Genomic DNA, 19,924 nt, shown 5'->3' with positions numbered 1-19,924 from the left:
ACCGGGCCGCGCGCCCGGCAGGCGCCGATGGCGGTGGCCACACTGGGCGGCGGCCGCCGCCGGCCTGGCGGCGGTCGCGGTGACCGTGTTCCTCCTCGCCGGCGGCGGCTCGGAGGCGAGCGGTCCGCGCGCGCTCACCGAGGACGAGGCGAACCGGCTGGCCATCACCCGGTTCCGCAACTACGAGGTGCGGGGCCGTACGGTGACCATCACCGTGCCGGGCACCGCCGGCGGGCTGACCGTCACCGGGTCCGTCGACTACCGGGGCCAGGTCGGGTACGGCGTGGTACGCGGCTCCGGGCGCGACACGTCCAGCGACGGGCTGATCCAGTGGACGGCCACCTCCGTGCACGTCCACCCGATGGCGCACGCCCCGGCGCAGGCCCCCGCGTCACCACCCGGCTCGGGCTGGTACGAGCGTCCGCTCCAGGCGTCCGGCAGCGCGCTGGACAGTTCGCTGGCCATCGCGCTCAAGCTCGGCAGCGACCGGCCGGACAACGCCGAGCTGCTGCCGCAGAACGGGGCCGCCTGGTGGGGACGGGACCAGGTGGACGGGCACCGGGTGGACGTCATGACCGGGCCGTCCTCCCCCGACCGCTCCGGCACGGCGGGCAATGTGCGCTACTGGGTCGGCCCGGACGGCACCATGTACCGGGTCCGGGTCCGCGTGGAGTCCGAGGAACAGCCCGTGGTCATCGCCTTCGGTACCCGGAAGTACGTTCCGGTGGAGCCGGCGCCCGGGGTGACCCCGGCCCGGTAGCCGCCGGTCAGGGCATGCGTACCCGCGCGTGCGCGGCGAGCAGGGACACCGGCGGCAGGGGGACGTCCGCCGTCTCGGGCAGGGCCGGAACGGCCGGGACGGCGGTGGCGCCCGTAGTCGCCGCGTGGGGGAACTGCGGCTGCGGACCGGGCGGGGCGACCTCGGTGAACGGGATGCCACCGGGTGCCGCCGGCGCCGCCCAGGTGCCGGCCGGCGAGGGCGCCCCGGCGGGCAGCGGGCAGGCCGCGGTCGTCGTGAGCCGGGCCGGCACGGTGCTGTCCAGTTCGTTGCCGCGCAGGCAGTTGCCCCGTCCCCGCGTGGCGGTGGGGAACGTCCAGCCGACGTCGACGCCGTTGCCGTCGAACGTGTTGTCCTCGATCCGGTTGCCGACCGGAGGGATGTCGGCGGTCGCGGTGATCACCAGCCCGGCGGTGCTGTTGCCGGTGACGCGGTTGCGCAGGAACGCGTTGTCGCTGCCGCCGTCGACGCCGATGCCGGTGCCCCATCCGCCGTCGGCCTGTTGCGGGGTGTTCCGCTGCTGGTTGCCGGCGATCAGGTTGCCCGCGATGACGGCGTCCCGCTGGGGGAGCAGTTTCTCCTGGTGGTCGGAGTTGGTGGTGAGCCCGACCCGGTTGCCGACGAGGCGGTTGCCGACCACGTACATGTCCCCGCCGGCGTTGGTGCCCTCGTAACCGACCGCGTTGAGCTCGGCGATGTTGTCCCGCACCACGATGCGGCAGGGCTTGCACTGGCCGACGTAGATGCCCGAGTCGGCCGCGCCCGAGGCGTACGAGTGCTCGATGACACCGTTCTGCGCGGAGAACGCGTAGATGCCGTACAGGCCGTTGCGGGTCGCGGTCACATGGGAGACCAGGAACGACTTCAGGAAGGTGACCGGTTCGTCGCCGGTGTCGTAGCCCCCGGCACGCCCCGGCAGCCCGGCGGCCGCCTTCGCGGAACCGGTGACCAGGACCCCGTTCTGCGTGTTGTTGCGCACGGTCAGGTTCTCCACGGCCACTCCGGGCGCGGAGACGACGATGCCGTTCGGCTGCCGCGTCCGCCCGTCGATGACGACCTTGTCCCGGGACTCTCCCCGGAGGGTGACCCGAGGCGTGGCGACCTTCACCGACTCGTGGTAGACGCCCGCTGCGACCAGCACCAGATCACCGGGGCGGGCGAGGGACACCGCGTCCGAGATCGTCGGGGCGTCGGCCGGCACCCTGATGGTCACGTGCGCCCCGTCGGGTCGCCGGCCGTGGTCCGGCCCGTCGTCGCCGGACCCGCAGCCCGCCAGTACGCATGCCAGTGTGCTCAATAACGCGGCCATCAGACGGAGACGGAGACGAGGCATGGCCTCATCCTGGCATGAAGCGGGCCCGCCGCGGGGCCGGTCAACTCGCCCGGCCTGGAAGGGATATGGCATCCTGCACACCGTGAGCCGAGCCGAACCCCGCCCGTCACGCCGCGCGTTCATCGGCGCCAGTGGGGCCGTGGCGGCCACCGGACTCACGGCGGGGTGCGAATCGCCCGCGGTCCGGCAGGACCGCCCCCCTTCCCCCACGCCCACTCCACGGGTCTCCCCCACCGGTCGTCACCAGGCGGGCGTCACGCTGCCGCGAACGGCCCAGCCGAACCTCCTGGCGGTGGTGGCCGATGTCGGTGACGGCGTGGCCGTCGGCCCGCTGCTGGCCGAACTCGGCGAGGCCGTCCGCACGCTCACCGCGGGGACCGATCCGCGCCTGCTGGGCCTGCCACCGGGCGATCTCACCGTGACGATCGGGGTGGGACCACGGCTGGTGCGCGGGGCCGGTCCCGCCCTGCCCGGCGCGGCGGACCTGCCCCGGTTCTCCCGCGAGCGGATCGCCCCGCGGTCGCGCGGCGGGGACCTGCTGCTGCAGATCTGCGCCGGCGACCCCCTGCTGTTGCCGGTCGTCGCCGCCGCGCTGCTCGGGCAGGCCGGGGACCGGATCCGGGAACGCTGGCGGCAGTCCGGACGCCGCGGCCCGGACGTCCGGGTGGCCGAGGACGTCTCCGCGCCACGCAACCTGCTCGGTTTCGTCGACGGCATCGTGGGCCCGCACACGACGGCCGAACAACGACGCCATCTGTGGCTGGCCGGACCCGCTCCGGTCGCCGGCGGCACGATCGCCGTGGTACGGCGCATGGAACTCGACCTGCAGGGGTTCGCCGCGCTCTCCGTGGCCGAGCAGGAGGCGGTCCTCGGCCGGCGGAGAGCCGGCAGTGCGCCCCTGTCCGGCGGGACCGCCGCCTCGGACCCGGACCTCGGCGCCAAGACACCGGACGGACGCTATCTGATCCCGGCCGACGCCCACGTCCGCCGGGCCCATCCCGGCGTGGTCGGCGTCGGCCTCATGCTCCGCCGTTCCTACAGCACCGACGGGCCCACTCCCGGCCTGCTCTTCATCAGCTTCCAGAACGACCTGCGCACCTTCACCAAGACACTGGCCCACATGGACGGCTCCGACGCGCTGCTGCGCTACACCACGACCACCGCCGGGGCGACCTTCCTCATCCTCCCGGGATTCGACCGCCAACGCCCGCTGGGTGCGGGACTGTTCCGCCGACCAGCCGCCTGACAGTCCGTCAACGCCGGTTGATGCCGCGCAGCCGCACACCGTAGCCGTCCAGCATGCGCAAGGTCTCCGTCCGCGTCCGGCCCTTCATATGGGGCCAGACGGCTTCCACCAGCCCGTCGGCGTTCAGGAGCTGTTCGAGAACCTCGAAGCAGACAGCGCCACTGACGAGCGCACTGGGGTGGGCGACGATCCGCTCCACGAAGTCCCGGCACCGGCCGAGCAGTTCGGCGTCGGGGCTGCCGCTTTTCAACTCGGGCATCAGCACGGGCACCGTGAAGCACTCGGTCAGCAGCGGGTACAGCCGCATCCATGCTTCCCCGGCCAGGACGGCCGCTTCCGCCGGCCGCTCGAACAGCTCCTCGATGGAGTCGGCGGATTCCGGGATCATCCGGTCGGCTCACCGGGCGCGGTCGGAAGGCCCCTCGTGCGGGACGGTGTGCACGAACCCCGGGCCGGGCCGTGCGGGTCGTCCCGTGCTCCCGGCACACGTCGCCGGCACGTCACCGCTGACGGGCCGGCGGGGCGGTCGCCCGGGTGAGCAGGTGGAGGGCGGTCTGCGACGGGGAGCCGGGTTCGGCGAGGGCGAGCACGATGTGCCGTTCCTCGTCCTGCGCGGGACGCAGGCTGTGCTGCCGGACGGTGAGGCTGCCGACCAGCGGATGGCGCATCTCGTACACCGCGGAGTCACAGGGGCCGACCCTGTGATCGGCCCACATGGCGGCGAACTCCGGACTCCTCATGGTCAACTCGTCGACGAGCGAGGTGAGCAGCGTGTCGTCGGGGTGCCGGCCGGCCGTCATACGGAGGTTCTCGACGACGGCCCGTGCCTTGCCCGGCCAGTCGGCGTACAGCGCGCGGGTGTGCGGGTCGAGGAAGATCAGGCGGACCAGGTTGGGCCGGTTGCCGGGATCCGCCGGGCCGGCCGGGTCGAGGTGGGAGGCGAACAGCGCGTGCCCCGTCCGGTTCCAGGCCAGGATGTCACTGCGCCGCCCGCTGACGAGGGCGGGAACGTCACCGACAGCCTCCAGCAGGTCGAGGGTCGCCGCGTCGACGTGTTCGGCGGGTGGGCGGTGGACGACCGTACGCCGCTTCGCGCGGTCCGCCAGGTCGTGGAGGTGGCGCTGCTCGGCCTCGTCCAGGTGCAGCGCCCGGCCGATGGCGTCGAGGACCTCTGGTGAGGGGCTCATGGACTGGCCCTGTTCCAGACGGGTGTAGTACGAGGAACTGACACCGGCCAGCAGTGCCAGTTCCTCACGGCGCAGGCCGGGCACCCGGCGCCGGTCTCCGTAGTCCGGCAGCCCGACATCCTCCGGGCGCAGCTGAGCCCGCCGAGTCCGCAGGAAGTTCCCGAGTTCTCGCTGTCCGCTCATGTGGCCCAGTATGCGGGCCTCGCCGGACGGGAACCTGACCCGGCCGGGGATAGGCACGGTCCGGTCTGGCCCGGTCGCCGTGATGCCGCTGACATGGGTCCCGCACCGCTCACCCGTCGCGACGACGGCACCCCGTGCGGCACACCTCTCGTAAGGAAAGCCACCATGGACACCATCACCTTGGGTGACGTCACGCTCACCCGCGTCCGGGAGTACTTCGGGCCCGTGGACATGACCCCCGAGACGTTCTTCCCGGACAGCCCCGCGAAGGCGTGGGAGGACCACCGCGCCCTGCTGGTCCCGGACTTCCTGGACGACGGCACCCGGATCGTCAACTCGGCGGTCCAGACCTGGCTCCTGCGCAGCGAGGGCAGGACCATCCTCGTCGACACCGGCGTGGGCAATCACAAGGAGCGCCCGTACGCCCCGGTCTGGAGCCGGATGGACACCGGATTCCTCGACAACCTCGCCCGCGCCGGAGTCCGCCCCGAGGACGTGGACATCGTGATCAACACACACCTTCACATCGATCACGTCGGCTGGAACACGTATCTCGACGGGCGTACCTGGGTGCCCACTTTTCCCAACGCCACCTATCTGATGCCGAAGGACGACTTCGACTTCTGGAACCCGGAGAACGGCCGTACGAGCGTGCTCGGCCGCGGCAACCAGAACGTGTTCGAGGACAGTGTCGCCCCGGTGCACCAGGCCGGCCGGACACTGCTGTGGGAGGACAGCCACCAGATCGACGCCGCTCTGCGCCTGGAGTCCGCCCCGGGGCACACCCCCGGGTCCTCCGTACTGACCCTCACCTCCGGGACGGACCGCGCGGTCTTCGTCGGCGACCTGCTGCACAGCCCGGTGCAGATCCTCGAACCGGACTCCAACAGCTGCTTCTGCGAGGACCCCGCGCAGGCGCGCGCCACCCGCCGCAAGATCCTGGGCTGGGCCGCGGACAACCACGCCCTCGTCGTGCCCGCGCACTTGGGCGGCCACGGCGCCGCGCACGTGGTACGCCACGGCGGCAAGTTCGCGATCAAGGACTGGGCTTCCTTCGCCCCCTACACCGAACAGGGCTGAGCCCTGCGGAAAGGCACTCCGGTGAACCATCGCACCACCCTTGTCGTCACCACGACGCGGGGACCCGTCCGCGGCCTGCGCCAGGGCGGCGTCGCCGCATTCCTGAACATCCCTTACGCCGCCCCGCCCCGCGGCGCCGGCCGGTTCGCGGCGCCCCGCCCGCACGAACCGTGGGACGGCATACGGGACGCCACGACGCCGGGACCCAACGCTCCGCAGCCCGGACGCACGCTCGGCCGGCTGGACATGTCCCCCTACTTCGGGGCTGGTTGGAGCCGTGGCGAGGACTACCTCACGGTCAACGTCTGGACGCCCGCCGACACGGACGGCGACCTGCCCGTCATGGTGTTCGTCCACGGCGGCGGGTTCGTCGCCGGGTCGACGCGGTCCGCGCTGTACGACGGTTCCGCCTTCGCCCGCGACGGTGTCGTCCTCGTCACCCTCAACTACCGACTCGGCATCGGAGGGTTTCTCGACCTTCCCGGTGCGCCCGCCAATCGCGGGCTGCTCGACGTCGTGGCCGCGCTGCGCTGGGTACGGGACAACATCGCCGCCTTCGGCGGTGCCCCGCACAACGTCACCCTGTTCGGCCAGTCGGCGGGAGCGACCGTCGTCGGGGGCGTCCTGGCCACTCCCGAAGCCGCGGGCCTGTTCCGCCGGGCGATCGTCCAGAGCGGCAACGGTCTGGGCGCGTTCACGCCCGAGCAGGCCGCCCGCGTCACCGGGGCGGCGGCCCGGGTCCTGGGCGTCGAACCGCACGTCGACGCCTTCGCGGAGATCCCGGACGCCCGCCTGGTGGAAGCGGCCTCCGCGCTCGCCGGCACGGACCTGCGGACGGCCACCCACCACGATCCGCTGGTCGGGCTCAGCCCTTTCAGCCTGGTCCTGGACACCCAGCCCGCGGAATCCGTCGCCGCGGGCCCCGGCGCCGACGTCGACCTGCTCGTCGGGACCAACACGGAGGAGGGGAACCTCTATCTCGTCCCGTTGGACGCCTACGCCACCTCGACCCGTGCGGACGTCGACGCCGTCGCGGCACGTGTGCATCCCGATCCGGTCCGGCTCGTGGACACGTACCGCGGCACCCGCCCGAGGGCGACCTTCGGCGAGCTGCGGTCGGCCATCATGGGCGACGCCCTGTTCGGCGCGGGCAGCCGGGCCCTGGCCGACGCACACGCCGACCGGTCCGGTGGCGCCACCTACGCTTACGAGTTCGCGTGGCGCTCCCGCGCCCTGGACGGACGACTGGGTGCCGCCCACGCGGTGGAGCTGCCCTTCGTCTTCGATCTCACGCACCTGTCCCGGCTGCACGGTGCCCATGCCCTGCTCGGCCCCGACAGACCGCCCGCCGCTCTGGCCTCCCGTGTGCACGGGACTTGGATCCGGTTCGCCAGGACCGGCGATCCCGGCTGGGACCCGTACGACACCGCACGCCGGGCCACCATGCGTGTCGACGCCGACTGGACACAGGTCGACGACCCTCACGGCCAGGAACGTCAGGCATGGACCTGAGCGGGCAGGCACATGGTGCGACGCGCTCTCGGCCAGCGCACGCGCGCTCTCAGGTCAGGGCCGTCCCCAGCAGCTCGACGCGATGCGAAGTCGTCCGGGCGCTCACACCGAGTATGCCGAAGAGGAGATCACGGCCCATCGTCGCGCCCACCAGCGTATTGACCGGGCCGAACGAGGCCGCCATCGGCGTGACCGCGGTTCCGGCCGCGGCCTTCGCCTCCTGGAGCGACGCGAGGAAGGCCGGGACGTCGGCGGGCCGGATCAGCGGGCCGCTCGATCCCACCCGGAGGCCGCAGCCGCCCGTGATCATCGACACTCCGCGCTCCAGACACGCCTGGGCGCACAGTTCCGGCAGCGCCGCGGGGCGGTCGGCCGCCACGACGAGGAACCCGCCTTCGCGCAGGTGCGGCACCAGCGCCTCGCTGGTCGTGATGGTCTCCATGGCGGTGGTGAGTTCCGCTTCGGGGAGGCGCTCACGCACCCACTCGCCGGCCGCGTCGACCTTTGGCCGGCCGACGTCACGACGCCGGTAGAGGTACTGGCGGTTCAGGTTCTCCAACGCGACCCGGTCGCCGTCCACGAGCGTGAGTCCGCCCACGCCCGCGCCCACCAGCTCGGCCAGCACCACGCCGCCGATGCCGCCGACGCCGAGCACGGTCACGTGCGCCGCGCGCAGCCGTTCCTGTGCCGCGCCGGCGTCCAGACCCAGGGCCGCGAAGTACTCGACCTGGTTCCGCCAGGCGGACGACTGCCACGAGCGGTCGAACGGTGCGACGACGAGGCGGAGCCGTAGGAGCGTGCGCACGATGACGTCCGTGTTCCCTCCGCTCGGCACCGGGAGGCCGAGCGGGTCGTCGGAGACCGCGTCGAGCCATGCGAACATCGCTTCGGGGCAGCGCCGGACCAGCAGTACGTCGTCGGAGAAGACGCGCAGTTCGTCGCCGTCGCGGGACCAGGTCGCCGCAGGCGAGAGCACGTAGCGGTCGCTTCCGTCAGCCATCCCTGGCCTTCCTTCGTAGCGAGATCACCGTTTGCCGGGGGTCAGGGGGAATCGGCGCTCCAGCTGAAGCGGGGGAAGCGCACGGCGTCCATCGACGGCCAGGGCCGGCCCGCCAGTGCCTCGTGCTGCAGCCAGTGGCCCCTGAGCCGCAGCAGCGGCAGGACCGGGCACTGTTCGCGCACCGCTCGCCGCAGCTCGCCGGCCGCGTCCTCGTCGTCCGGGTCCTCGGACAGCCGGCTCAGCAGCGGCGCGAGGACCGGGTCGCGGCGTGCCGGGTCGAGCAGGTCCAGGGCGCCGATCGGATCCGCGAAGAGCGGGCCCCGCAGGGCGAGGAGCAGGTCGAAGGAGTGTGCCGAGCCCGTAACGAAGTCGGCGGGTGCCAGCTCGACCTCGACGCCGAGGTTCTCGGTCAGCTGGGCCGCGACCTCTTCGGCCACGTCCAGGTTGGGGTAGTAGTCCCAGTACCCCAGGCGCAGGCGTTCACCGGCGCCGGCGGTGCTGGGCGGCGCTTCGACGTGGTGGTCGGGCGCCGCCGGCTCCACGCCGTTCCAGCACCGGGCGACCAGGCGCTCGTAGCGGAGCGCGCCGAGGAGCTGGCGGCGGAACTCCGCGTCCCGCACCGCCGACCGGCTGTCGGGGACGACCTCCAGGCACATCTCGATCGCGGTCGGTGCCGTGTGGAACGCCCGGCTGTCCGCGAAGTCCGTGACGCGGTCGAGCGGGAACGCCGTCGCGCACGTCACGTCGACCTCGCCCCGCCGGAACCGCTCCGGGGCACCGTGCGGATCCCGGCGTACGAGCACCCGCACGGGTGGTGTACCGGCCCTGACGGGTTCGAGCCAGTACTCGTCGTCGGTGGTGCGCACGGCACGCTGGTACGCGCCGGAGGACAGCTGTCCGCACGCCGAGATCGGAGCGAGGTCGACGCTCTGGAGCAGGCCGGGCAGGTGCGGCACCGGGCGGCGGAGTTCGATGACGAGCGTGTCCTTCGAGGTGCGGACCGCGCGGATGTCGAGCAGGAACCGCTGGAGCGACGGCACCGTGAGCGCGGTCCGGATCGCCCGGGCGTGATCGCTCGCACGCACCGGGCTCCCGTCGGAGAAGGACGCGCCCTGCTGGACGCGGTAGTGCTGGCTGAGCCCGTCGTCCGTGACCCAGAGGAGGTCGAGCCGACTGTGCTGGCTCGCCGAGGCGAACCAGCGGCTCAGGTAGTCGCCTCCCGTCGGTCCGTGCCATCGGATCGGGTCGTCGTCCACCTCGACGACGACGGGGCGCATGGCGCTCACGTGACCGGGAGGGGGCTGGCGGCCGCCGGCAGAGTCCGCTCCGGGGCGTCCGGCGAGGCGTCGATCCGGGCACACAGTCCCGCCACCGCCGTCGCGACCTCGCGCAGCCGGCCGGGGACGACCCGGGCGAGGAGGGCTTCGCGTTCCTCGGGCCCGCGCGGCATGAGGGCCCGGAACATCTTGGCCTGCGCCGGCGTGAGGCGGAGAGTCGACACCTCCGCCTCGCTCGCGCGGTACACGACCACGACGGTCGGGCGATCCAGCTCCGGCTCCCAGGTGATCTCCCGCGGGTCGGAGACCATCGCGACGACGTCGACGTCGAGGTCCGCGGTCAGGAAATGCGGCTTCTCCCCCACGGTGGCAGGCCGCCGGTACACGTTGACGAGTTCTTCCTCGACTTCGTCGCCGCGGAACTCCGCGAGCATCGAGTCGTACGTGTACAGCGCCTTGGCGGTTCGCGCAGGCGCGCCGTCCAGCTTGGCCAGAATCTCTTCGAGTGCTTCCTCGACCGGCATGGCGGACCGCTCCAGCAGTGCGTCGACGACTTCCACGTACGTGAGCCCCGCGCCCTGCTTCAGGAAGCGCAGCAGGTGGTAGTAGCGGCGCGTGAAGTACCGCGAAAGACGCAGCACGTCCTGGTAGTAGTCGTATTCCCGGTTTCCGCTGCGGATGAAGCTGAAGCCGGTGAAGATCTCCGCCTCGTCCTTGATGAGCGCGCGGACGTCCGGCGGGAGGAAGGTTCCCATGACGTCGAGTTCGCCCTCCAGCGGTTCGAGTTCGGCCCGGTACTCACCGGTGATCTCGGCACCGGGAAGCGGCTGGAGCACGCTGAGGTCGCTGTTGACGGCCCCGTAGGCGATCGCGTCGAACACGACCTCCAGGGACTTCTCGAGGTCTTCGGCGGCTTCCTCCGGGTACCCGACGATCGTGTTCGTCTCGAACTGGATGCCGACTTCCTGGGCGGACCGGAAGAACTCGTAGGTCCGCTTGGTCGAGGGCATCTTCAGCATGGACTTGAGGATCTTCTCCGATCCCGCGTCCGTGCCGCAGAAGATGTTGAAGCACCCGGCATCGGCCATACGCCGCAGAAGGGGCGGATTGACGTTGTCCGGCCTGACCGCGCAGCCCCACTCGAAGATGTCGTTGTGCTCGGCGAAATAGGACACGAACTCGTCGAGATAAGTGCGTTTGTTGGCGAAATTGTCGTGCAGGAAGTTGAACTGGGTGACCCCGTAGGTGCGGTGCAGGAAACGCAGCTCTTCGAGGATGACCGCGGGGTCCTTGATCCGGAAGTCACGGTCCCAGAACGTCGACGTCATGCAGAACTTGCACGAGTAGGTGCACCCTGAGCCGATGTGCACATCGAAGATGTGCGGGGTCGAGAGCCGGATGTAGTCGCCCATCGGGACGGCGTCGTACGCGGGCATCGGCACGAGGTTCAGGTTCGTGGTCGGCTGCGGCCCGCTGGACACGACCTTGCCGTTCTCGCACGACCAGAAGCCGCGCACCCCGGCGGGATCGGTCCCGTCGGCGAGGGCGTCCGCGAGAGCGGTGATCGCGAGCTCTCCCTCGCCGCGGCACACGAAGTCGACGCAGTCGGCGAAGCGCGGGAGGGCGTCGGGGAAGACACCGAACGTCCCGGGTCCGCCGAGCACCACCGTGACATCGGGCCGGAGCAGCTTGACCCGGCGCCCGATGAGAAGGCACGACGGGAGGGTGTCCGCGAGACAGGTGAGGCCGAGCACGTCGGGATCGGCGGCGAGCAGGCGCTCGCAGGTCTGGTCGAGCCAGTCGGCGTCACCCGGCTCGAAGGCACCGATCCGGTGCTCGTACTCCAGGTCGACGACGACGGTGGGGTGGCCATGCGCCATCAGGGGCGAGGCAATGCAGAGCAGACCGAGAGGGACGAAGAACGGGGAATTGACGTCGGAATTGATCAGGGGCCGGCCCAGCGTTACGCGAACGTTCCGCATGGACGACCGGACCGACACCTGGCCCTCCCCGGCGAACGAGAGGGCCAGTCGTTTCGGAGTCGCCATCAGATGCGTTCAGCAGCGCCGCGCGACGATGGCACCCAGGGTGGCCGACGACAGGGAGATGAGCTCCACGTCGTCGACGAGGTCAAACCCTTCGCCATCGGTGAAAAGCACCATGTCCGGCTCTGCCTCCGCCTCGGTCATCGCGATCACCGGACGCTCCTGCAGTTCCTGCGTCATCGTTTTCCTTTCTTTGCCCTCGACTCGCACCAACATCTCCATCCCATACAGGTCTTGAGGTCCTGTCAATGGTGAGCGCACACGTGATCCGGCGCGGCATCCGATCCCGGTTCCCGTCGGCGAACGGAGGGACCGCCGCCGGTCGATCGGTTCCGCTCCTCCCCCGACCGCCGGCGCGGCAGGCCGCGAATTCCCTGGTCAGGACCCTTGTCACGCCGGAGCGTGGAGGAGCACCTCGCCGCTCCGGATGGAGGATATTCCGCGGCGCGGGAACCACTGAAAACCCCAGCGATTCGGGCCATTTCACATCCCCGTCACATCCCCGAAATCTCACTTCCGGCACGTGCCCGATCTCCACCGGACGACGGATACAGTGCCTTCCCGCCTCTTGCCCGGCTTGATCAATTCTGGGTAGGCTGCTTCGGGTCGGAACAGCGCCAAGCGGAGAGGTCATCGATCGACGGTGCCCGCCTTCGGCGGGCGAGGGCCGGTATGGCCGGTTTTCCGCCCTGTGACGCAAGAAGATCGATCACCGGAATCCGCAGGCCGCGGAAGCCGATTCGGCGATCACATCATTCAGCGAGCATCGGCCCCATTGTTCATGTGTCTTCTGTTATGGGACTTCGGAACGGAGCTAGGATTGTGACGTCTTCGCAGGCCAACGTTTCCGATCCGGAATTCACGGCGATCCCGTACTTTCCGATGCCCCGGGCGTCCGGTTGTCCGCTGGATCCGGCACCCGAGCTCGCCGAGCTGCAGGAGCGGGCGCCGCTGGTCCGGGTCCGGCTGTGGGACGGCAGCACTCCGTGGCTGGTGACGCGGCACGCGGAGCAGTGCGCGCTGCTGTCGGACCGCCGGGTCAGCGCCGACTGGATGCAGCCGGGCTACCCGTTCCACACCCGGTTCCTGCGCGACCACCACAGCGAAGGCCAGTTCCTGACCGCCATGGAGGGCCCCGAGCACCTCCGGCTGCGCCGGATGATCGCCCGGCCGTTCACCCCCCGCATGGTCGAGAAGCTGCGGCCCACGATCGAGCAGATCGTCGACGACCGCATCGACGCCCTACTGGCCGGCCCCGAGCCGGCGGACTTCGTGTCGGAGTTCGCCCTGCCGATCCCGTCCAGGGTCATCTGCCACGTGCTCGGCGTCCCCTACCAGCACCACGACTTCTTCCATCGCGCCATCAGGGCGGTGACCGAGAGCGACGTCCCGGCCGAGGTCGCGAGCAAGTCCGAGCGCGAGCTGTACCACTACCTGGCCAAGCTGATCGGCCACAAGCTCGCCCACCCCGATGACGGCCTGCTGTCCCAGCTCGCCACCGAACGGCTGGCCACCGGCCAGCTGAACCGGCACGAACTGGTGATGCTGGTCCTGTTCCTGCTGATCTCGGGACACGAGACCACGGCCAGCATGATCGCGCTCGGCACACTGGCCCTGCTGCTCCATCCCGACCAGATCGCCGTGCTGCGGGACGCCGACGAAACCGGAGTCGCGGGGGCCGTCGACGAGTTGCTGCGATACCTGACCACCGTCCAGCCCGGCCGCCGCCGCGTGGCCGTGGAGGACATCGAGATCGCCGGGCAGCTGATCCGCGCCGGCGAGGGCCTGATCCTCCCGGAGGAGATCGGCAACCGCGACGAGAGCGTGTTCCCCGACCCGGAGACGCTGGACCTGCGCCGCGACGCCGGCCGGCACCTCGCCTTCGGGTTCGGTGTGCACAAGTGCACCGGCCAGCCACTGGCCCGCCTGGAGCTCCAGGTCGTGTTCACCGCCCTGTTCCGGCGCATCCCGACCCTGGCCCTGGCCGTCGACCCCGACGACCTCCCGTTCATGGACGACGGGCTGGGATACGGTCTCAAGGGAATGCCGGTGAGCTGGTAAGTGAACGCGGCCGAGCAGGAGCCGAGTCCGCCCGTGATGGTGGAGAACGTCCTTGACCACCGGATACACCAGGGGGAACCCGCAGCATGACCGGCACCACGGAGGTCCTTGACGGACCGGCGGCGGTCGACGCGGCACGAAGCGTCACGCGTCCGTTCTACATCTACGCCGTGCTCTCCAACTCGATGTTCCAGCGCGGCGTGTTCGTCATCTTCCTCTACCAGCAAGGCTTCTCCGCCGGGCAAGTGGCCCTCCTCCAGACCCTGCTCTTCCTGGTCAGCGGACTCGCGGAGCTGCCCACGGGAATCATCGCCGACCGGATCGGCAGGCGCGCCAGCATCGTGATCGGCCAGGTGCTGGTGGCCGGATGCCTGCTCGGTCAGGTCGCGACCTCCGACTACTGGCTGTTCCTGGCGCTGTTCATCGGCCAGGGCGTGGGCATGGCCTGCGTGTCCGGTTCGGACACCGCCCTGCTGTACGACCTGCTCGTGCGCCGCGGCGCGACGAGCGGCTACGTCAGGATCAGGTCCCGGTTCACCATGCTCGGGACGGTCACCTCGGGGATCGCCATCGTCCTCGGCGGCCAACTGCAGCAGTTCTCCTGGGGAATCGTCTACGCCGCTTCGGCGTCGTGCCTCGTCGTGGCCGTGCTGGTGCTGCTGGCCCGGGTGCCCGAGATCCGCGGCGCGGACGAGGTGGACAAGCAGGACGGAGCCGGGAAGGAGCACGTCGACACCACGGCATGGCGGGCGATGCTCCGGGTCGCCACACCGGCGCTCGTGACGCTCGTCGTGGTGTCCGGACTGATGCACGCCACGCTGACGCCGTACATCATCTTCACCCAGAAGACGCTCTCCGATCAGGGGGCGAGCACCGCGCTGGTCAGCGTGGTCGTCTCGGCGGGATTCTTCATCGGCGGCCTCACTCCCCTGCTGTCGGACCGCGCCGACCGGCGCGTCGGGTACCGGATCATCGCCCCGCTGTCCCTCCTGGCGCTCGCCGCGGCGCTCGGTCTGACCGGTCTCGGCCTCGTCTGGGTCACCATCGCCGCGTTTCTGCTCCTGGTCGGAATTCCCGAGATCACCGCCGTGCTCGTGGACAACGTGTTCAACGAGGCGGTGCCGTCGCGCCACCGGGCGAGCCTGCTGTCGATGATCGCGTTCGTGGAGTCGGTGCTCATCGGCATCGGCTATCTCGTCCTCGGCGCGCTCATGGGCGGACTGGGCTCCGGCGCGGGCATGGCCGTCTACGCCGCGGTCCCCCTGCTGGCGTGTCTCCTGTGGCTCCCGGTGCTCATCCGGGGAACGCGGGTGACCACCGGGAGCGAGCGGACCGCCGGCCCGAACGAATCCTGAAACAGCCCGTTTCGGACAACGCCCCCGATCGATGAGGAGCCGAAGTGGAACTGATGCAGATCGGGCACACACAACCGGTGCCGGATCTCACCCCGCCGGTCGTGCACGAGGACGCCCTTTCGGTTGCGCTGGTCTGCATGCCCTGGGCCGTGGTCGACATGCCCTCCCTGGCTCTGAGCACGATCGCCCCGTTGTTCGAGCGGCGCGGAGAGGTCGAGAAGCTCGACGTCGTCTACGGCAACATCCGGTGGCTCGACCACCTGGTCCGGGAGGCGGGCCTCGAAGGCGGACACTACGAGCTGATCGTCGACGCCGAGGTGTTCGGGGTCGGCGAGTGGGTCTTCTCCAGCTGTTTCCGCCCCGGTGTCGACCCGCGCCACACGAGCTTCTACGACCTCGTGCGCGACAGCGAGCACGTCGACGCCTACTGTGCGATGTTCCGTGCGGCGCCCGCCTTCATCGACGAACTGGCCCGGGATCTCGTGGCGTCGGGCGTCGACGTCCTCGGGCTGACGTCGACCTTCGACCAGAACATCGCCTCGTTCGCGCTCGCGCACCGCGTCAAGGAGCTTCGGCCGGACATCGTGACGATCCTCGGCGGGGCGAACTGCGACGGCGTCCAGGGCACGGCGGTCCACCGCGCCCGCCCCGAGTTCGACTACGTGATCCGGGGGGAGGCGGAGCACTCGATCGCGCCGCTCATCGCCCACATCGCGGAATGCCGTAGCGGTGACGGGAAGAAGGACGACGGGCCGCTGCACGCCGTGCCCGGCCTGTGCTGGCGGTCCGACGCCGACGGAGCCACGGTCAGCAACCCCATCGGGCGGACGCCCGTCTCCATGAACGTGGTGCCGGAGCCCACCTACGATCACTACTTCCGCGATCTGGGGAAGTCTCCGGCCGCTCCGTTCATCGACGTCAAGATTCCACTGGAGGCCAGCCGCGGTTGCTGGTGGGGCGCGAAGCACCACTGCACGTTCTGCGGCCTGAACGGGTCGGCCATGACCCATCGCGCGAAGCCCGCCGAGCGCGTACAGGCGGAGGCAAGCCGGGCCATCCGCCGGCACAACGTGCTCGACCTGGTGTTCTCCGACAACATTCTGGCGCCCGAGCACGTCGTGCAGCTGACCACGGATCTGGCGCTGCCCGCCGAATGGGACGTCCGGCTGTTCGCCGAGGTGAAGTCGAACCTCAACTTCAGCCAACTGGAGTCCCTGGCGCGCGCCGGTTTCACGCAGCTGCAGCCGGGTGTCGAGAGCCTGTGCACGCCCATCCTGCGCATCATGCGCAAGGGGGTGACCGGGTGGCAGAACGTGCGGTTCCTGCGGGACTGCGCCACCTGCCGGATCTACCCGTCGTGGAACATCCTCCTGGGCTTCCCCGGGGAGCAGGACAGCGACTACGAGGCGTTGATCGACTCGCTCCCGGCCCTCCATCACCTGACGCCGCCCGCCGGGGCGTTCCCGATCAAACTGGAACGCTTCAGCCCCTACTTCGACGATCCCGCCCTCGGTCTCCAGGCTCTCGGCCCCTCGCTCAACCTGGTGAGCGCTTACGAGGGGGTGGCGGACGGCCTCGACGACCTCGTCTACGTGTTCGAGTCCGAGCCGGCCGGCCTCTCCCCCGAGACGGGCGAGCTGTTGCGCGAGGCGGTCGCGAACTGGAAGGCCACCGCATCGGTCTCCCGGCTGGTCGCCCTGCCGGCGCCGGACGACTCGCTCGTCGTCGTCGACGACCGGCCCGCCTGGCCCTCCCGTGAGCTGGTGCTGCGACCGGGGCTCGAAGCCGAGGCGTACCGGGCACTGGCCAAGGGCAGGACGCTTCCCGCGCTCGCTTCCGCGATGCGCTCGCTCGGGATCGCCGTGCGGGAAGGCCGGCTCGAAGAGCTTGTCGAGAACTGGACGGAGCTCGGCATCGTCTTCCATGAGGACTCCACCCATCTGGCGCTCGCGACGGGATTGCGTTGGTGACGAAGGACGGGACTGCGTTGGTGACGAAGCAGACGGCAGAGCGGCGGTCGAGCCGCCGGAGGCTCTTCGCGCCGGTGGATCTCCACTCCGTGCGCAGCAGGGAGGACCTCGTCGCCCTGAGCCGGTCCGGATACGCCGGGATCCGGCTGGCCGGCCACCTGGTCATGCCGGAGATGGGCGACGCCGAACTGGTCTCCTTGATCGCGCTGCTCCGTGACGCCCGCGGGGTCGGTCTGCGGGTTTCGTGGAGCGGCGACTGCGGTGCCCTGAAGGTCGGGGGCCTCTGCCACCTCGACCCGCCGCGGCGGCCGGACGGCTCCTTCGCGTGGTCGGCGCAGCGGGGAGGATCCCTCGTCGTCCGGCGCGGTCCGACGTTCCTGGCCGTCGAGGACACGCGCCACGGGGGGCGCCGACGCATCGACGTCGACCGCTCGGAACCGGCGGCGGCCGTCCTCGACGAGAGCCGCTGGGGGCGCGCGCTCACCCCCGCCGAGTCGGCCGGTCTGGACGCTCTCGAACTGCACGACCTCGTCTTTCGTGCCGGCGACCACGGTGTGGGCATCGCCGTGAGACAAGGAGTCTGGTGTGTCTGAAGGCCACGTCCTCTTCCGCGGGACGCTCGACGAGCGGACGGTGTTGCGAGGGCCGGGGGATCCGGCCGCCGCCGTCGTCCCCATGCGCATGGGGACGGCCGGGCTGGGACTGCTCGTCAACGATCACCGCGAAGCCACCCGCATCCTGTCCGACGTCGAGACCTACGGCAGCGCGGGCGAACTCATGGCGAGCGTCTTCGACGAGCCGGACCAGTCGCATCCGGACGCGTCGTCCGAGGCGGTCTTCTCGGTGAACCAGACCGACGGGGAAGAGCACCGTCGGGTACGGCGCGCGCTCCGGAGGGTCATCGACGCCCGCGTGCGCGATGTCTCGGACCAGCTGGTCCAGGATGTGCGGCAAGTGGTCGAGAGCGCCCTCGCCCTGGGAAGGTTCGACGCGGTCGCGTCGATCGGCGTGCCCATCGCCGACAGCGTGATGTCGCGCCTGCTCGGGCTGGACGAGAACCTCGTCTCGGCCTTGAGGACCGCGGTCTACGAGGGATACCCGGTGCGCGAGCTCGACGCCACGCTCGTCGACTGGGTGCGCGACAGGCGTGCTGACCCCGCCGACGACCTCGTGTCGGACCTGATGGCGGAACTTCCCTCTCTCGACGATCGACAGGTCGCGGCGAACACTCGACTGCTCGCGCTGTCGGGTGTCGAGGTGCTGGCGGCCCTGATCACGAATGGAATTCTCTGCCTGGCGCAAGATCCGAGCACGCAGAGTCTCGTACGCGAGGACGAGAAGCTGCTGCCCGGTCTCATCCATGAGGTGCAGCGGTACGCGAGCCCGATCGCGCGGGGGATCTACCGGATGACGAAGGCGTCATCCGTGATAGGCGGGTACGCGGTTCCCGCGGGTACTTTGCTCGTCATCGGGGTGGACGTCTGCAACAGGGACACGTCCGTGCTTCCCGATGCTCACAGGTTCGACCCCACTCGCGGTCGGGATTTCGAATACCTGACCTTCGGCCGCGGAAAACATTCATGCCTGGGCATTCCGGTCACACGTCTCATCGCGGCGCAGGCCCTGCGCGTGTTCCTCTCGGGAACGACGAGTTTCGGCCTGACCGTAAAGCCGTCAGAGCTGCGTTTCCACGACACCGCGGTCATGAACGGTCTCGTCGAACTCCCGATGTGGGTGAAGTGCGCGAACTAGTGTGACGAGTTCCTTCGTCGAACCGGGACGATGCGGGGACCAAAAGAACGATCAAGGGCCGGTCTCGGATTTCTCCGATACCGGCCCTGACCTGCGACTGTCTCCAGTCGGGACGACAGGATTTGAACCTGCGACCCCTTGACCCCCAGGAGTAGGGGGTATCCCATTTATTCGCATATACAGCGAGAAATTAGGGTGCGGAGCGCGCGGTGCCGTGCGCTCCGTTCAGGTGCGCGGACACCCTCTGGTCCCCAACTGGTCCCCAACTGGTCCCCAAGGGGCACGTCCGTCCAAACGGCTCCTGTGTCTGACGCCCGGTGCATCGCAATGTGGTCGGCCAGCACGATGGGGCCATCGCGAAGGTCCACAAACCCTCCGTGCTCCTCATCGAGGGCAGGACGCCACCTTGGAGCGGCTTCGCGTTGACGGCAGCTCGAAGAGGCCCTGACCCACGGGCCTGACCCACTGCATCTCGCGGAGGTCTTCGGGCTCGACGAGAAGACAGCGATGCGCTACGCGGACTCCGCACGATCTCTGCTGGAACAGGCCGCTGAACAGCACCTTCGATGAAATCTGCTCGCCAGGACGCAGCATGACAGGAATCATGGACGAGTGACGTCGACCGAAGCAGCAGCAATCACTCTTCAGGACCATGCCGCTCTCTGGAGCATGGGGGAAATCCGCGCGAGCGATGTCGTGAATGCCGCCTGTGATGCGCTCGTCGCCGGACTCGACACCCCCGGCCTTCGCATGCTCGCCGCCTGCACGCGCGCCGAGGCGGACTACGACGTCCACCACCTGCTTCCCACAGCACTCGACGAACTCGGCCTCGCCTTCTATCCGGTCGGCAGCGAGGCCGGTCAGGAAGCCGCCGCCCGAGCCCTCGCACGCCGCATGCTCGCAGGAGAGCTCACGCCTCGGGAGTTCACCCTCCGGATTCACCAGCGCCATGGACATGAGCTGCCCCTGACCGAGCGCCTCGCTGAACTCGACGACGAGTACGACATCCTCGAATACGGCGACAGAACCGTGGACCAGATCGATGCCGAGGTCACCGCCGAAGCCCGCCGCCTCGCAGCCCACCCCACGGTTCCCGCCGAACCCACGGATTCGCCCAGCTGATGCACACGGACCGACCCGCGAGT

17 protein-coding genes are annotated in these 19,924 nt (G+C 70.1%); 10 read left to right on the top strand and 7 right to left on the bottom strand.

The features are described from left to right. Positions 1-79: 79 nt before the first annotated feature. On the top strand, positions 80-760 hold the full coding sequence (locus tag HB370_RS34290; RefSeq protein WP_037702339.1) for a hypothetical protein: 681 nt from the start codon (positions 80-82) through the stop codon (positions 758-760). Positions 761-767: 7 nt separating this feature from the next. Here HB370_RS34290 and HB370_RS34285 read toward each other — a convergent pair whose 3' ends face one another. Beyond that, positions 768-1,979, bottom strand: coding sequence for a right-handed parallel beta-helix repeat-containing protein (locus tag HB370_RS34285; RefSeq protein WP_037702341.1), 1,212 nt, complete (start codon positions 1,977-1,979; stop codon positions 768-770). Positions 1,980-2,193: 214 nt separating this feature from the next. On the opposite strand from HB370_RS34285, the gene HB370_RS34280 reads away from it, so the two are divergent. Beyond that, positions 2,194-3,357 (top strand): Dyp-type peroxidase, encoded by a 1,164-nt coding sequence (locus HB370_RS34280; protein WP_030786797.1) that lies wholly within the window; start codon positions 2,194-2,196, stop codon positions 3,355-3,357. A gap of 7 nt (positions 3,358-3,364) precedes the next feature. Here HB370_RS34280 and HB370_RS34275 read toward each other — a convergent pair whose 3' ends face one another. Both HB370_RS34275 and HB370_RS34270 read right to left on the bottom strand, forming a co-directional pair. Further along, entirely contained in the window at positions 3,365-3,745 is a 381-nt protein-coding gene (locus tag HB370_RS34275) for a hypothetical protein (RefSeq protein ID WP_030786800.1), read from the bottom strand. Positions 3,746-3,857: 112 nt separating this feature from the next. Further along, positions 3,858-4,727, bottom strand: a complete 870-nt coding sequence (locus HB370_RS34270) for a helix-turn-helix transcriptional regulator (protein WP_030786804.1) — start codon at positions 4,725-4,727, stop codon at positions 3,858-3,860. Between the two features lie 165 nt (positions 4,728-4,892). Here HB370_RS34270 and HB370_RS34265 point away from each other — a divergent pair, with 165 nt between their 5' ends. Next, a complete protein-coding gene (locus HB370_RS34265; RefSeq protein WP_030786807.1) occupies positions 4,893-5,807 on the top strand; it encodes an MBL fold metallo-hydrolase in 915 nt (304 codons plus the stop codon). 21 nt (positions 5,808-5,828) lie between these two features. Continuing rightward, complete coding sequence (locus tag HB370_RS34260) at positions 5,829-7,319, top strand: carboxylesterase family protein (protein ID WP_030786811.1); 1,491 nt, start codon at positions 5,829-5,831, stop codon at positions 7,317-7,319. A 49-nt stretch (positions 7,320-7,368) separates the two neighbouring features. Here the strand turns inward: HB370_RS34260 and HB370_RS34255 are convergent, their stop codons facing one another. The 4 genes from HB370_RS34255 to HB370_RS34240 all read right to left on the bottom strand — a co-directional run bounded on the left by HB370_RS34255 (position 7,369) and on the right by HB370_RS34240 (position 11,821). Beyond that, on the bottom strand, positions 7,369-8,319 hold the full coding sequence (locus HB370_RS34255; protein WP_051815917.1) for a ThiF family adenylyltransferase: 951 nt from the start codon (positions 8,317-8,319) through the stop codon (positions 7,369-7,371). A gap of 41 nt (positions 8,320-8,360) precedes the next feature. Beyond that, a complete protein-coding gene (locus tag HB370_RS34250; RefSeq protein WP_030786817.1) occupies positions 8,361-9,596 on the bottom strand; it encodes a hypothetical protein in 1,236 nt (411 codons plus the stop codon). Positions 9,597-9,601: 5 nt separating this feature from the next. After that, the gene (locus HB370_RS34245) at positions 9,602-11,578 is read right to left on the bottom strand and encodes a radical SAM protein (RefSeq protein ID WP_280117797.1); all 1,977 of its coding nucleotides are present in this window, start codon (positions 11,576-11,578) and stop codon (positions 9,602-9,604) included. A 75-nt stretch (positions 11,579-11,653) separates the two neighbouring features. After that, the gene (locus HB370_RS34240) at positions 11,654-11,821 is read right to left on the bottom strand and encodes a hypothetical protein (protein WP_157855606.1); all 168 of its coding nucleotides are present in this window, start codon (positions 11,819-11,821) and stop codon (positions 11,654-11,656) included. Positions 11,822-12,523: 702 nt separating this feature from the next. Between HB370_RS34240 and HB370_RS34235 the strand changes: the two genes are divergently transcribed. The 6 genes from HB370_RS34235 (at position 12,524) to HB370_RS34210 (ending at position 19,901) form a co-directional block, all read left to right on the top strand. Then, entirely contained in the window at positions 12,524-13,702 is a 1,179-nt protein-coding gene (locus HB370_RS34235; protein WP_030786826.1) for a cytochrome P450, read from the top strand. An 86-nt stretch (positions 13,703-13,788) separates the two neighbouring features. Then, complete coding sequence (locus HB370_RS34230; RefSeq protein WP_030786829.1) at positions 13,789-15,057, top strand: MFS transporter; 1,269 nt, start codon at positions 13,789-13,791, stop codon at positions 15,055-15,057. A 53-nt stretch (positions 15,058-15,110) separates the two neighbouring features. Continuing rightward, positions 15,111-17,027, top strand: coding sequence for a RiPP maturation radical SAM C-methyltransferase (locus tag HB370_RS34225; protein ID WP_244406067.1), 1,917 nt, complete (start codon positions 15,111-15,113; stop codon positions 17,025-17,027). 89 nt (positions 17,028-17,116) lie between these two features. Next, on the top strand, positions 17,117-17,620 hold the full coding sequence (locus HB370_RS34220) for a DUF5825 family protein (protein ID WP_157855607.1): 504 nt from the start codon (positions 17,117-17,119) through the stop codon (positions 17,618-17,620). Next, positions 17,613-18,779 carry a cytochrome P450 gene (locus HB370_RS34215; protein WP_030786838.1) on the top strand — a complete coding sequence of 389 codons (1,167 nt, stop codon included), beginning with the start codon at positions 17,613-17,615 and terminating at the stop codon, positions 18,777-18,779. Before HB370_RS34220 ends, HB370_RS34215 begins: the two co-directional genes overlap by 8 nt. Before the next feature lie 612 nt (positions 18,780-19,391). After that, a complete protein-coding gene (locus HB370_RS34210; RefSeq protein ID WP_244405744.1) occupies positions 19,392-19,901 on the top strand; it encodes a hypothetical protein in 510 nt (169 codons plus the stop codon). Positions 19,902-19,924 lie beyond the last annotated feature (23 nt).

This window comes from Streptomyces sp. DSM 40868 (assembly GCF_011820545.1).
Lineage (GTDB): Bacteria > Actinomycetota > Actinomycetes > Streptomycetales > Streptomycetaceae > Streptomyces > Streptomyces eurythermus.
The sequence above is the reverse complement of the archived record's forward strand: the minus strand, read 5'-3'. Positions and strand labels throughout refer to the sequence as shown.